Consider the following 13,149-nt stretch of genomic DNA (forward strand, 5'->3'; position numbering starts at 1 on the left):
AAATTTTATACTTATAATTATTGGATTAAACTCGAAATGTGCGGAACAGGAGGAACGATATGGGGTTAGGAAGCGTATTAGACGGACTGCTGGGTGAAGTATCTGGAAGAGTCTCAGATGTAGAAGGGAAAATTTCTAAGCTAAGAACGGCTAAAAGTAAAATTGAGCATGAACAAGCTGTTTCATTAAAAGAAATTGAACACATCAAAAAGCCTGAGCTGGGAGACAAATGGACGGGTACGTTATCGGATGATTTTGACGAAAAACGTACGGCAGCCTACGACAACATAAAAGGCATTTTAGACGGTGATTACGATGGATACATTCGTGAAATTGAAACAAAGATATGGGCGCTAGAAGCTGAAAAAGGAGCTTTGAGCGGCTTGAACGCCGTTATTGGAGAAGCGGATTCTTTATTAGCTAAAGGTGAAGAAGCCTATGACGCAGTAGAAAACAAGATTAGTGAAATTAGAAAGGGGCTGTTTTCATGACAATTAAGCTTGATCACGCTGACGTTATCAAAAAGCTTGAAGCAGTCAGCACAGCGATTGGAAATTTATCCATTAGCAAAATGCCTGACCTTGGAAAAAACAGCCTTGATACTACAGAGAAATGGGCAGCGCGCGAAGAAGAAATTCAAACGCTTATTTCTACTTATATAAAAGCACTAAACAAAAACGTAAAAGATACAAAATCTAATGTAGACTTACTAAAAGAACAAGACGAATCTATTATCCATTCGTAGCAGCAAAGGGGGATGACTGTGGGAAAGGTATACGATGCAAAAGCGCTGTTTGATGTAGCAAAAGACAGGGAAAAAGCCTACGATGAGTTACTCAGCCAGCTGGGTGAACTGAAAAAAGCGCTGCAGGGCGTAGCGGACTTAGATGGCAGCTTAGAAGGAAAAGGCGCTGACAATATAAAATCTTTTTATAAGCAGCACGCCGATACGGCCGGACAGTGGGAAAACTTAATTAAAATGCAGCAAAGCTATTTTTCAACGCTTCACGTTAAAGCTGAAAAAGCAAAGCTATCAGGAAGCACGATTGTAGATGAATCATTTTTAGAAACAGAGCTAAAAAACGCCAACAGCAATGCTAAAGAAATGGTTGCGCAGCAGCACGACGATCTGCAGAGTATTTTAAACGGCATTGACGATATCGTCTCTATTTCAGCGTTTTCAACGAGTGAGTTTAACGATAAAATAGAAGAAGCAGAGAAAAAACGCACCGATACAATTGAAGCAGTGAACCAGCTTGACGCTGAATGGTCAAAAGAATACAGCGAAATGGACGATTTCTATGCGGTAGTGGATACGCTAGTAAGCGGCTTAGAGCTTGCTACGAGTCAAGGAGGAAGTGTCTATCAGCTTGCCTTTGACGAAAAAGCCTATCACGACAGCGAGCTGTATAAAGTTCAAACAAAACTAAACGACTATGCCACTTCATATGTTGACTACAACAAGCAGCAAGAAGAAGTATACGAGCTGGAAAAAAAGCAAGAAGAAGAAGCAAACAAGCCGTGGTATGAAAAAACGTGGGACGCGGTTTCTACCTTTACAGGAGAGGTCAGCGGATATTATGATTATAAACGAGCAGCAGAAGGCGTGGACCCTGTTACGGGTGAAAAACTTTCCACCTCACAGCGCGTCGCAGCGGGAGCCATGGCAGCAGCCGGCTTCATTCCGGTTGTCGGCTGGGTAGGAAGAGCTGCAAAAGGCGGAAAAGCCATCTACAAAACGGCTAAAGGCCTAAGCGCAGCGGATCACGCCTTAGACGCCTACAAATCCGCCAAATCCTTCAAAGTCCTGGAGCAAACCGAAAAAGGCCTCTACGGTCTTGTGGCTGCAAACGGCTTAGGAGAATACATGACCGGACGCGACATGTTCGGGAATAAAATCAGTGAAGAGCAGCGTAAAGCAAGTCTTCTGCAAGCATTAGGAATTGCTGGAGCTGGGGCGCTTTCTACGAAGGTAGCGGGGAAAACAGCGAAAGCAGGCGCTAATGCCGTGGCAAACGGAGCGAAGAAACTTAGTGATATGCGGAATGTGTTGAGAGAAAATGTAATTGGATCAAAATTCAATAAAGCATACGAAGGTGTGAAAAAATCACCTAATTTACTTGCTGAACATGTGAAAAAAGGATATGAAAATTTAAGAAACGTATCTTTACCGCAGCCACATTATCAACTGGAAAGTGGTTATTTGCCTCCTGCTAAATTAGGTGATGTAATAGATACGGCCAAAGACCACATTGTGAAATTTGCAGCAACAAGAGATAGTGTAGAGACAGTTCAAGTGGCAACATCTACAGGTAGGACAGTAAATAAAGTTCAATATGGTAAGCATTATACAAGAGTAAATCGTAAAAAAGTATTAAAACCAGACATTCAATATACATCTAAATCTGGGCATACTTACACTACTGATGAAAAAGGACGAATTACAAGTTGTGAAGGAACATTAACCTTAGGAAAAGCAAGAAGAAATAAATACGCACAAAGAGTTGTAGGACATAATGATCGTTTGTCAGATGATGACGGAGGTCATTTAATTGCCAGTATTTTCAAAGGGTCTGGAAACCTCGATAATTTGGTTCCTATGAATAGTAATTTAAATAGGGGCGAATGGAAGAAACTTGAGAATACATGGGCCGATGCCTTGGAACTTGATGAAAAAGTACAAGTGAAAATAACACCAAATTATAAAGGCGATTCTATACGTCCAAGTAGTTTTAATATTAGGTATAAAATTGGTGAAGAAGATTGGGATTTTAGGCGATTTGATAATGTACCAGGAGGAATATTAGATGAATGAAGAAAAATTGAATAATTTATACCAAGACATAGCGAATATCGTAATAGAGACCATTCCCAAAGAGTGGTCTGAAGTTTACCTTTATGGTGAGGTAGTTGAAGGTGCGCAAACAGCTTACTTCTATTATCATCCTAATGATAGTGATGAGATTATCTACAGCCACGACATTCCTGAAATTTTTCCAGTAAGTGAAGAAGAATATTCTAAACAATGGAATGAGTTATTAGATTGCATACAAGAACTATGGAAAGTGTTTATTGAGAATGAAATGCAAGAGCCATGGACCAATTTCACTTTAGTTTTTGACAATAAAGGAAAGTTCAACATCCAATTTAATTATGATGATCTTTCAACAGCAGATTCCTATGCTAGGAAGACAATATGGAAATATGAATATCTTGGTGTCTTACCAAAGAGTAAATTAGGGAAAAAACATCTAGAGAGATATCTTGAGGCTGTAAAAGATAACTAAAAGGTTAATACGAAAGCGAAAATTAAAAGGGTTTTTTATGAAGTAAGCTGTCTTAGTGAATATTCTACTCTTTAAGATAATGTGAGCTAAATGGAAACCATAGAGGGTTTCTATTCTATGAACTTGATAAGTTAAGACTTATCAAGTTTTTTATTATGATGGCAAGGATAATAAGTCGTTTAACCAACCAATTATATGATAATTGTAAATTAAAGGTAAATTTTAACGTGGAGTATGAATGAGAATTTATTCTTGATATTAATATCTTTCACTTAAATATTTGTCGCTGGCGTAAAACTATCTACGTCACAGCAGCCGGCTTCATTCCGGTTGTCGGCTGGTTAGGAAGAGCCGCAAAAGGCGGAAAAGCCATCTACAAAACGGCTAAAGGCCTAAGCGCAGCAGATCACGCCTTAGACGCCTACAAATCCGCCAAATCCTTCAAAGTCCTGGAGCAAACCGAAAAAGGCCTCTACGGTCTTGTGGCCGCAAACGGGCTAGGAGAATACATGACCGGACGCGACATGTTCGGGAATAAAATCAGTGAAGAGCAGCGTAAAGCAAGCCTTCTGCAAGCATTAGGAATTGCTGGAGCTGGGGCGCTTTCTACGAAGGTAGCGGGGAAAATGGGACAGAGCCTTGCGACCAAAGGAACCGAAAAGCTTAACAACATGCGCAACACGCTTCGCACAAGCGCCGTTGCCAACGTCACAAAGCAAGCCTACCAAAGCGTCAAAAACGCACCAGCATCTTGGACGCAGTCGCTACATAAAACGTATAACAACATCCTAGACAGCAGTATGCCAAGACTCATGCCAGCACTTGCCCAGCAGACGGTGAGGGAGACCTTGCAGAATGTGAAGAAACAGACGATGCAGATGATTGAAAAGCCTGTAAAAGTAGAGCGTGTGAGTGAACGTCAAATTCAAAAAGGTACTAAGGGTACGGGAAAAGTATATCCAACGAGACAAATAGATTCAGTAACAGAAGCACATATAATTGGTAGAGTGAAAGAACTAAGAGGGAATTTAACAAGTAGGTATAAGAAATCTGGTAATTTTGCTGTTGCAGAAGTGGATGTCAGTGGGCTAAGTAAATCTGAATTTTATGCTCAAAGCAGCATAAATGAACTCAAAGGAAATCTTGAGCATAAGGTGCCTGATATTTCTTTACAACCTGAAAATCCAATGTTTAAAGCTACAGAAGCAGTTGGTAAAGAGGGAGAGAGTTATTTAAGGAATACAGATACGGAGTATAAAATACTAAATGATATTGCTTCTAAGCTTGGAGAGAATACACAAGCTACTGGTAAAATCAAGTTATTTACAGAATTAGATACTTGCGACAGTTGCAGTAAAGTCATAGCAGAGTTTGCTGCTAAATATAAAAATATTGAATTAGAAGTCATACACAACAATGGTAATAGAATTATTCCTTAAACTTAATTTCTTTGGAGGGGAAGACTGATGAAAGACTGGGAGTATAATGAATTATTTGGTGCGATTCAGGAGACATATGAAGAGTTGTTAGATGAAGACAGGGGATATAGGTATGCTATAGCAAAACTAGCGGATGAATTTGATAACTTAGGTAAGATAGAAGATGTTATTGTTGATACTGCTATTGGAGAAATTGCAATTGGCCATGAGAAAGTTTTTATTGGGCGCATTGAAGGTATAATAAAGAGATTAAGCATGTTTAATCCACAAGAAGCAGGAGATGAATTAACATTAGAAGAAATAAAAGACTTATCGAGAAGAATAAATAAAGTAATAGAAGGACTAAAAAATGTAGAGGTGGATTATAATCCTTCAGCAGAATAAAGGTTAGTGTTTTAGAAAAAGAAATAAGTGTTTGAAAGTAAGTACTTCATGATGGTTGTACCAGCATAGAGTATTATGTGCAATGATAGAATAGGAAATGAAGTACGAGCTTAGGCGAGATGACATTTTACTGGGCGATGAATATAAACACATGGAATGTATATTAAACTAACAAACTCGTAAGTTTTAATGTAGTATTTGTTGTGAAATGTAAAAAGTGTAATATTGTTACTACAAAACTTACAAATTTATGCTACTTAAAAAAAGATGAACTTAAAGCACTTGATTGTCACTTATGGCAACGAGTGCTTTTTTACGTTTTAACCCAGAAATATGCTGGTACGCGTATAATTTTATAAGTGTGCTAAGTGTTAAATTTATAGATTATAATTGGTTTTGTACAGTGTGAGACACTACTAGAGAAAAAAACGATATAAAAAATTAAGTAGTGATTACCGAATTTATGGATAAAGGAAAATCATTTGATGAAGCAGAGGAAGAGGCGGAAAAATGGCTGAAAACCCAAGCGGCACTTCATAATCCAGATCAGGTTGCGGGAGGATGGCCCGAAATAATAGGAGATAAGAGGGTTAATTTCTCTATAGGTAGTCAATGGAGGTCTAGAATTAAAATTGTTGATAAACAAATAGAGGAAATATCAAAAAATATGACACTAGAACAACTGAAAAATACTTATTTGAATGTAAAGTTAACACATTAAAGGAGGAGTTTGAATGGAACAATATTTAAAAGATTTTAAGTTGCATAATAAAGTTCCCAGTGAACTGATTGAAAAGTATAAAAATATGGTCCCTAAAGAAATAATAGATTTATGGCAGGATTATGGATTTGGAACATTTATGGCAGGTTATTTTAAAAGTGTCAATCCAGAGGAGTACATTGATATCTTACAAGAGAGTAGCCAAAGATACACTGATTCTTTAGTATTATTTGCAACAAGTATGGGGGATTTAGTCATATGGGCTGATGGTTATGTAAGGTTGCTTAATTTTAGGTACGGGTTACTTAAAACACTTATGCCAAACTTTCTATACTTTTTAAAAGTTTAGATTCGGAAAAATTTCGAGACGAATATTTAAAGTGGAAGCCATATCTAAAAGCAGTAGAAATATGGGGCGAAATATCTTATGACGAATGTTTTGGATACACCCCTCTATTAGGGCTTGGTGGAGCAGAAAAAGTAGAGAATCTAAAAAAAGTCAAATTGAAGGAACATATTCTCATTATTACTGAATTCATGGGACCAGTACAGTAATGTTCAAAGCTATATTACAAAATGAACTATAAGCACTTGACTGCCTTTTAGGCAACAAGTGTTTTTTGTGAGCCATTTTTAAATTTCTTAGATACCTAATGTGAATGTGAAAAATATTAGAAAGTTAAAGAGAAATGAGGTTGAATTTTGAAAAAACATTTCAAAAAAACAGGTGTTGACGTTAAAAACATTTATACTGAGAGTAATATGCAAACAAAGAAATTTATAGTTAAAAATATTATTGATGGTAAGCATGGCCTTACAGCATTTTATTATTGTTAAAGAAGTAAAAGTAGTATGAAAGAGCTTGAAGATTTATTCAGTGAATTGAAGGCTGATATTATATCTAGTATGGAAGGAGGATATAAATGAAACCTAATTATTTTACGATTGCAATGTATCCTACAGTATCTATTAATCAGGAAGAGATACTAGGTCGTCTTTTGGATGTGTTTGAGTCAAATGAAAAATTTGCTCCTACCCATTGGGGTAACTCTGAAACAGTAAAGGTAGAATATAATCGTCGGGAAATTCTAGAAAAAGTGATTTCAGAGCGTAGAGTATCTGAAGTTCACCTGTATCGTGATAAAGCGCTGCACTATAAAGGGAGTTTTAAAGTTAACTGGAGTCATAGTTCATATTTGGAGTTTGAGTTCCATAAATCAATACCTAAAAAATTATGGTCTGCTTTTTTTGAGTTATCTGATCAAATCGCAGAAATTGTAAAGCCGCGTTATGGAGTGTCGCAAATTTTTTGGAAAGCATCTTATCCATGGAATACTGAATATGAACGCTTACATATGTGGGTGAATATGTCTTCACTACCTATACCGGTCAGGTTTCTTCCTAACGGTCCCTTGGGGGTAGGAGCTAGAACATATTTTAGTGGTCATATTTTAGAAATGTTTGATAAGGAATTCCTACTAAATAGTCCCGCTGTCGTATCAGAATTGGAATGGGGTGGGGTTTGTATGGATCTTCTACAAAATCCATTAGAAGTTGATAGGGATACATTGCTAGATCGATGGTTACATGTAATGAAATACTTAGAACCAGCTCAAGTAATAGCTGTGCCAAGTTTTCATGAAAGTCGAATGGTTGTCACGTATTCGCCCAATGTTGCTTGGAAGAAGTATCTAGAAAATTAAAGGAAAGGAATTTGTAATCATGGATGAGAAAAGTAATGACCGAATAAGAGTCATGGAAATAGTAAATAGAGCTCAATATAATGATGAGGTTATGGATCAGGTAGATATGAGTGATTTAGACCTTAGTTTTTCAGACCTGTCAGAAGTAATGGCAAGGCGTATTATGGCAAAACGTGTTGTGTTGAGAGCCTCTTCACTAATGAGAGCAGCGTTTCATGACTGCGATTTTGAGTTAGCTGATTTCAGAAGTTGTAATTTAGAGGAAATTAACATGGCAGATTGTAGGTTTGGCGAAGCGGATTTTTCTAAAGCAAATATGAAATATGCAAAGATAAATATAAGTAGTTGCTTTGAAACTCGTTTTGACGAAGTTGATTTTTCACATGGAGAATTAGTTGGAACAATTTTAAACCATGCTACATTTCGCCATGCAAATTTGTCAGGAATTGATGCGGAACAGGCCGACTGTACGGGAGCGGATTTCAGCGGTGCCAATCTGACAAATGGTAAATTTGAAAAAGCGCATTTGGAAAATGTAAATTTATCAGCGGTAGATGCTAGAAATGCTAATTTCACAGAAGCGGATTTTACCGGAGCAATCCTTTTAAATGGGGATTTCACAGAAGCGGATTTTACCGGTGTTAAACTCGACAATGTAGTTTGGACAGGAGCAAATGTAGAAGGAGCTAAGTTTGACGAAAATGTGAAAGAACAAGTGTTGAAAATGATATAGAAGTTGATTTTAAATTGTATGTAAAATTGGCACCTACGTTTTAATGTATGATTTGTCACAGCATGTAAAGGGTGTCACACTCTCACTATAGAACTTGAAACTAAAAGAAAGAATCTCTAGGGAGGATATGGGTTGCAAAGTTATGGACTGAGATAATTTATAGAGGGAGGTTAATATTTATTTATGAATATAGAGATTAAAAATAATAGTATGCCTGCAAATTTGCAAGAGATTCAATCATTTGAAGAAGAGTGGAATATTGAATTGCCCGATGATTATAAAGAGTTTTTACTTAAAACCAATGGCGGCAACCCTACTATACGAAGGTTTCAAACCTTAGACAAAAAAATCACGTCATCTTTAACATCCATACTTCCATTCACTAAAGAAGTGCATAAAAATGTACAGAATGTATTTTTGGCTTTTCATAGTAACCATGTAATACCTGATAATTTTCTAATTATTGGCGAAGATCCAATTGATAACAAAATTTGCTTGTCATTATCAGGAGAAAATTCTGGAGCGGTTTATTATTGGAGCTTAGACATGGAAGACATCTACGAAGAAGAATATGAACCTTCTAACACGCACTTTAGCCTTATTTCTTATAGCTTTGAAGCTTTTATAAAAAGCCTCAAAGACAAATAACCCTAGAGGGCTGCTAAACTTATTTGTTTGTTAATTTTATTGGGAAACTTATAAAGCCTAAGTTCGTAAATAGGTATAAATTCTTTTATTGCTGAATTAATGAGATTAATTTGGCAATAAAAAATTTGCAAGAGTAAGTGGGAGCACCGATTGAATTTTCTAGGCAATCGGTGCTTTTATTAAACGCATTTGCGCATTGCAGTATTTATTTTCTATTTTATAAAATTTATAAAAGTTACGGCTTATAAAATAGAATAGCGCCAAAATAGCTTATCCCAATCGCTAGTCATTGCAAGTATCTAAACAAATAAGGTGGGTCACTCTATGATGACTAAAGGAACGAAAAGATTTTTTAGGTAAGGTTAACTGGAATTCTTGAGAGTTAATCTAAGGAGTGAAAACAGCAAAATGAAAGAATATGAAGATAAGTTTAGTGAATTACAAGCTGATATGATATCTATATGTATGGAGTACGTTGAAGATAGAGCTGATAAAGTATATGTTTATGCTTCACGTGAAGGAGGAGTTACCTCAAGTGACTTTTTTTATTTGATTAATGGTAAATACGTAGAACCCCGTAAATTGAATGATGCTTTGGAAGAGGGGGAGGAAGGCTATAATGCATCCGCAGCACGAAATTTTATGGTATTAGATATTTTAAATGAGGATATCGGGAAAATTAAAGTATTGTGTCAAGAGCATCAAAGAGATATGCCTACTGAGATGAAATTAATCTATGATGTAAGAAGCGGAAAATTTAAAGCTGAATACAAGTATGACTTAGTTTATACGCATGACGATATTAAAACAGCCAGTCATATTGCTGATGAGTGGTTTGAAGAAGTGAAAAATAATAAGCTTTAATTTAGTATTGATATGCGAGCTTAGTAGAATTCATTTTGTCTTGAAACGATAGATCATCATATTTGACATTATTTTTAAATTTTTTGGTATATAACGACTATAAAAGTGCAAGTATCTCTGTAAAAATACGGATGGTGCTTGCATTTTTTATATGAGTATGAAATTGTGAAACAAATTAACTCAATCTATGGAAACCGAAAAAGGAATCTACGATATTGTTACCATAAATGGCTTGAAAGAATACATAACCAGACGCGACATGTTGAGGAACAACATTAGTGCAGGTAAAATAGATAACAATCGTTCTAATGGAATTTGGTTTATTATGGAGAAAGATAAAGGTTGGGCAAATGCTTTGAAGGAAGCTTTTCTAAAAAAGTATCGGTAAAAATATTTTCCTGTTAAAAATGGCATTCAATACGCCCTATTAAATTTAGAATATAGTATCAAATTGAAGGTGAAGAATTAGAGAGAGTAACAATTAAAAATCAGGCGGGAGGATAAATTTTATGCAAATGGAAATTCAGGTAAAGGAATTGTATCAAGAGATAGCAGAAACAGTTAACAATATGATTCCAGGAAAATGGGAGAAATTTCATAAGATGCAACTTGTGGTATCTAAAACGCATAAAGTAAATCATTTAGGTGGAAATAAATTATGGGAGATGCTATCAGATGAGTAATATAAATTGGAGATCATGGGATGAACCAGTCACTAAGAATGAAGTGGAGAATGTTGGAGAAAAATTAGGGGTGAAATTTCCCTTAGATTATATAGAGGTTGCTATGGATTATAATGGTGCCCATGTTAGTCCTGAATTATTTCAAGTTGAAGGAAAAGAAAAGGTATTTGGAACATTATTAACATATGACGTTGAAGATGAGGAGTATATTCTAGAAATCTTTAATGATTATCAGGATACACTTCCAAAAAAGTTAATCCCTTTTGCCTTTGATCCGTCTGGAAACTTAATATGCTTTGATTATAAAGATTATGAAGATGATCCAATAGTGGTTTTTTGGGAACATGAAAATGCTTTGGAAAAAGAAATGTTAATCCAAGAAGAGGGTTTAACGGAAGAGCAGGCGGAAGAGCGTGCAAGAGAAAATGTATTTTACGTTGCACCAACATTTACTGAATTTCTCAATAAGTTATATGACTAAGGAGTAAGAGAAAATAAACACTTAGTTTATGAAAGTTGTATGGTTGTTGAAAAGAATTTGGATAACGTACCGAGAGGGGAATTAGATGAAGGATGAAAAGTTAAGTAAGTTATATAGTGAAATAGCAGAGAATGTGATTGATACAATTCCTACCAAGTGGTTTAAGATATATCTTTATGGTGAGGTTAGAGAAGGTGTGCAAGAGTTATATTTTTATTACTATCCAGAAGAGCATGCTACGCCTATTTACAGTCATAATATTGTTGAACTTTTTAATGTATCAGAAGAAGAATATTTTAAGAAGTGGCATTGTTTGTTAGGTTGTATTAAGACAATGAAGAAAGAGTTTATTGATAACAATCAAGAAGCTTGGACAAACTTCACTATGATTTTTGATAATACAGGAAAGTTTAAAATTGATTTTAATTATGATGACCTTTCGGATAAAAATTCTCATGAGAGAATGATTATTTGGGAATATGAGCATCTTCGTATTATGCCTAAAAGTAATTCAGGGAAAAAATACTTAGAAAAGTATCTTAAAACTCTTGAAGATGCGAAGAATTAAGTGCGTTAGGTAATATTGTTACGGCGGTGTAATGAAACTTACAAACTTTGAACGAACATAGAAACTTCGAAAACATATAAACTTAAAGCACTTGATTGTCTATGGAATGGCAACAAATGCTTTTTGTTTTTGTTATTTCAAGAAGAAAAGGAAACAATAAAAGGCCATCAGAATTTATAGTTGAATATGAGATAGACGGAAGATATGAGGGAATAAATATACTAAACTAGGAGTGAACATATTGGGGAAAGTATTTGAGGATTACTTTAGTGAATTTCAGGCGGATATGGTTTCGATATGTTTAGAGTATGTTTTCGATAGAGCAAATAAAATATATATATATTGTTCTTATGAAGAAGGTCTTATTTTAAATGATTTTTTTTATAATATCAATGGTAAAATTGTCGAGAGACATAAACTTAATGATGCATTGATCAATGTAGAGAATAAAGACGATTTTTCTTATGATACTTCTGTAGTCCGTCAAAAAGCAGTTGTTAAAATAATCAATGAAGATATTAAAGAAATGATTAAATTATGCAAAGAATACAATCGTGAAATGCCAACAGAGATTAAACTGGTTTACGATGTTAAAGCAAATAAATTAACCGCAGATTATAAGTATGAGCTTGTGCATACAATTGATTCTAACGAAACTGCAAGTTCCGTTGCTAGGCGGTGGTTTGAGCAAGTTAAGAGGGAACATATTTAATAATAAAATAGCTTTTTACTTATTAAGAACCCTTGATTGAGTGTCAGTTACTCGTTAAAGGGTTTCTTTTTATAAAAGGCAGTTTCGCTACTGAGAGAAGGCGTAAATTTTGAGGAGGCTCCTAAGGGTACGTTTGAAGTTGCGCAGAAGAGCCCAGCTAGAACCTTTAACAATACGTATGGAGAAAGACTTGCACAAATACCGGTGAATAATGGAAAATAGAATGAAGAACGTGGTGACTCCACATTTGCTTATAAGAATGAGAGGGTCAATGAAACCCTAAGTGGAGTTTTTAAGGCAGGTAAAGTGAAAAAACAAGTAGAGGGTGGCAGCAATGAAGACCATTCAACATAAAATGTTTGGAGAATTAGCCTACTACCATGGTTGGAAGAGGGCTATGAACATTACCTTGTTTGGACATGAAAAGACTGTAACATTAAATATTGAAGCGGAAGATGATGCAGAATTTGAAGATGCACAGGTCAATGCTTATCATAAATTTTTTAATGATAAAGAACGTCTTTTGAACTTGGCTGAGGATGCTATATTGAACTATTATTTAGAAGTTTACGAAGATTACAGACAGCGACTTGATGAGAAATTCGCTGATAAGATGGCTCCTATCATATCCACAAAGGACGAGATAGCTAATATTGTTGAACCTAAGCAACTGATATTTCCTATGGTCTTTGATGAAGATGTAAGACAAGTTGGTTTGTTACTTGAATGCACGTGGGAACCTGAGCATGGTCTTGCGGTAAAATTTGAAGATGAAGAAATAGTCGAGGTTGGTTTTCAAGATATCGTTTTATAATTTTGAGGGCTACCTGGTAAAGCATACTGTAGAGTAAAGAGAATAACTCGGACTTGATACATATGTTCAGAGATAATGGTGTCCAACTAAATGAAAAAGCATTGACGTTGAA

15 protein-coding genes and 3 pseudogenes are annotated in these 13,149 nt (G+C 35.5%); all 18 read left to right on the forward strand.

The genetic code is table 11. The annotated features are described in order from the left end of the window. The first annotated feature begins 59 nt into the window (after nt 1–59). Nucleotides 60–491: a YwqH-like family protein gene (locus tag ACOZIR_RS11120; protein WP_045291796.1), complete on the forward strand. Its 432-nt coding sequence runs from the start codon at nt 60–62 to the stop codon at nt 489–491. Beyond that, on the forward strand, nt 488–745 hold the full coding sequence (locus ACOZIR_RS11125) for a YwqI/YxiC family protein (RefSeq protein WP_045291795.1): 258 nt from the start codon (nt 488–490) through the stop codon (nt 743–745). The genes ACOZIR_RS11120 and ACOZIR_RS11125 overlap by 4 nt, the downstream gene beginning before the upstream one ends. A gap of 18 nt (nt 746–763) precedes the next feature. After that, on the forward strand, nt 764–2,815 hold the full coding sequence (locus ACOZIR_RS11130) for a T7SS effector LXG polymorphic toxin (RefSeq protein WP_080890165.1): 2,052 nt from the start codon (nt 764–766) through the stop codon (nt 2,813–2,815). Next, the gene (locus ACOZIR_RS11135) at nt 2,808–3,287 is read left to right on the forward strand and encodes an antitoxin YezG family protein (protein ID WP_045291794.1); all 480 of its coding nucleotides are present in this window, start codon (nt 2,808–2,810) and stop codon (nt 3,285–3,287) included. The genes ACOZIR_RS11130 and ACOZIR_RS11135 overlap by 8 nt, the downstream gene beginning before the upstream one ends. Nucleotides 3,288–3,592: 305 nt before the next feature. Further along, nucleotides 3,593–3,931 (forward strand): annotated as a pseudogene (locus ACOZIR_RS11140) (T7SS effector LXG polymorphic toxin); the annotation flags it as partial. 234 nt (nt 3,932–4,165) lie between these two features. Beyond that, nucleotides 4,166–4,726, forward strand: coding sequence for a deaminase domain-containing protein (locus ACOZIR_RS11145; RefSeq protein WP_045291824.1), 561 nt, complete (start codon nt 4,166–4,168; stop codon nt 4,724–4,726). 27 nt (nt 4,727–4,753) lie between these two features. Beyond that, nucleotides 4,754–5,110 (forward strand): Imm3 family immunity protein, encoded by a 357-nt coding sequence (locus tag ACOZIR_RS11150; RefSeq protein WP_045291793.1) that lies wholly within the window; start codon nt 4,754–4,756, stop codon nt 5,108–5,110. A gap of 451 nt (nt 5,111–5,561) precedes the next feature. After that, nucleotides 5,562–5,831: pseudogene (locus ACOZIR_RS11155) on the forward strand (polymorphic toxin type 15 domain-containing protein); the annotation flags it as partial. Nucleotides 5,832–5,844: 13 nt separating this feature from the next. Continuing rightward, nucleotides 5,845–6,386: pseudogene (locus ACOZIR_RS11160) on the forward strand (T6SS immunity protein Tdi1 domain-containing protein). Between the two features lie 368 nt (nt 6,387–6,754). After that, nucleotides 6,755–7,534: a hypothetical protein gene (locus ACOZIR_RS11165; protein ID WP_045291791.1), complete on the forward strand. Its 780-nt coding sequence runs from the start codon at nt 6,755–6,757 to the stop codon at nt 7,532–7,534. 19 nt (nt 7,535–7,553) lie between these two features. After that, nucleotides 7,554–8,267: a pentapeptide repeat-containing protein gene (locus ACOZIR_RS11170; protein WP_045291790.1), complete on the forward strand. Its 714-nt coding sequence runs from the start codon at nt 7,554–7,556 to the stop codon at nt 8,265–8,267. 183 nt (nt 8,268–8,450) lie between these two features. Beyond that, nucleotides 8,451–8,915, forward strand: coding sequence for an SMI1/KNR4 family protein (locus tag ACOZIR_RS11175; RefSeq protein ID WP_045291789.1), 465 nt, complete (start codon nt 8,451–8,453; stop codon nt 8,913–8,915). A 408-nt stretch (nt 8,916–9,323) separates the two neighbouring features. Beyond that, complete coding sequence (locus tag ACOZIR_RS11180) at nt 9,324–9,779, forward strand: immunity protein YezG family protein (protein WP_328121119.1); 456 nt, start codon at nt 9,324–9,326, stop codon at nt 9,777–9,779. A gap of 509 nt (nt 9,780–10,288) precedes the next feature. After that, the gene (locus ACOZIR_RS11185; protein WP_421535600.1) at nt 10,289–10,462 is read left to right on the forward strand and encodes an immunity protein YezG family protein; all 174 of its coding nucleotides are present in this window, start codon (nt 10,289–10,291) and stop codon (nt 10,460–10,462) included. Further along, nucleotides 10,455–10,943 carry an SMI1/KNR4 family protein gene (locus ACOZIR_RS11190; protein ID WP_328121121.1) on the forward strand — a complete coding sequence of 163 codons (489 nt, stop codon included), beginning with the start codon at nt 10,455–10,457 and terminating at the stop codon, nt 10,941–10,943. The genes ACOZIR_RS11185 and ACOZIR_RS11190 overlap by 8 nt, the downstream gene beginning before the upstream one ends. A gap of 85 nt (nt 10,944–11,028) precedes the next feature. Continuing rightward, nucleotides 11,029–11,511, forward strand: a complete 483-nt coding sequence (locus ACOZIR_RS11195; RefSeq protein WP_328121122.1) for an antitoxin YezG family protein — start codon at nt 11,029–11,031, stop codon at nt 11,509–11,511. Nucleotides 11,512–11,797: 286 nt separating this feature from the next. Next, a complete protein-coding gene (locus ACOZIR_RS11200) occupies nt 11,798–12,223 on the forward strand; it encodes a DUF600 domain-containing protein (RefSeq protein ID WP_410904263.1) in 426 nt (141 codons plus the stop codon). Nucleotides 12,224–12,557: 334 nt separating this feature from the next. Beyond that, nucleotides 12,558–13,037: a DUF6985 domain-containing protein gene (locus tag ACOZIR_RS11205; protein ID WP_251465954.1), complete on the forward strand. Its 480-nt coding sequence runs from the start codon at nt 12,558–12,560 to the stop codon at nt 13,035–13,037. The last annotated feature ends 112 nt before the right edge of the window (nt 13,038–13,149 follow it).

Source organism: Priestia sp. D3YE.R1 (genome assembly GCF_049199565.1).
Taxonomy (GTDB): Bacteria; Bacillota; Bacilli; order Bacillales; family Bacillaceae_H; genus Priestia; species Priestia aryabhattai.

Excerpts from the sequence above, each read along its gene's own strand:
- ACOZIR_RS11135 (WP_045291794.1), top strand. The coding sequence starts at position 2,808 with ATGAATGAAGAAAAATTGAATAATTTATACCAAGACATAGCGAATATC.
- ACOZIR_RS11120 (WP_045291796.1), top strand. The coding sequence starts at position 60 with ATGGGGTTAGGAAGCGTATTAGACGGACTGCTGGGTGAAGTATCTGGA.
- ACOZIR_RS11170 (WP_045291790.1), top strand. The coding sequence starts at position 7,554 with ATGGATGAGAAAAGTAATGACCGAATAAGAGTCATGGAAATAGTAAAT.
- ACOZIR_RS11185 (WP_421535600.1), top strand. The coding sequence starts at position 10,289 with ATGCAAATGGAAATTCAGGTAAAGGAATTGTATCAAGAGATAGCAGAA.
- ACOZIR_RS11195 (WP_328121122.1), top strand. The coding sequence starts at position 11,029 with ATGAAGGATGAAAAGTTAAGTAAGTTATATAGTGAAATAGCAGAGAAT.
- ACOZIR_RS11125 (WP_045291795.1), top strand. The coding sequence starts at position 488 with ATGACAATTAAGCTTGATCACGCTGACGTTATCAAAAAGCTTGAAGCA.
- ACOZIR_RS11190 (WP_328121121.1), top strand. The coding sequence starts at position 10,455 with ATGAGTAATATAAATTGGAGATCATGGGATGAACCAGTCACTAAGAAT.
- ACOZIR_RS11145 (WP_045291824.1), top strand. The coding sequence starts at position 4,166 with ATGATTGAAAAGCCTGTAAAAGTAGAGCGTGTGAGTGAACGTCAAATT.
- ACOZIR_RS11150 (WP_045291793.1), top strand. The coding sequence starts at position 4,754 with ATGAAAGACTGGGAGTATAATGAATTATTTGGTGCGATTCAGGAGACA.
- ACOZIR_RS11165 (WP_045291791.1), top strand. The coding sequence starts at position 6,755 with ATGAAACCTAATTATTTTACGATTGCAATGTATCCTACAGTATCTATT.
- ACOZIR_RS11200 (WP_410904263.1), top strand. The coding sequence starts at position 11,798 with ATGGTTTCGATATGTTTAGAGTATGTTTTCGATAGAGCAAATAAAATA.
- ACOZIR_RS11175 (WP_045291789.1), top strand. The coding sequence starts at position 8,451 with ATGAATATAGAGATTAAAAATAATAGTATGCCTGCAAATTTGCAAGAG.
- ACOZIR_RS11205 (WP_251465954.1), top strand. The coding sequence starts at position 12,558 with ATGAAGACCATTCAACATAAAATGTTTGGAGAATTAGCCTACTACCAT.
- ACOZIR_RS11180 (WP_328121119.1), top strand. The coding sequence starts at position 9,324 with ATGAAAGAATATGAAGATAAGTTTAGTGAATTACAAGCTGATATGATA.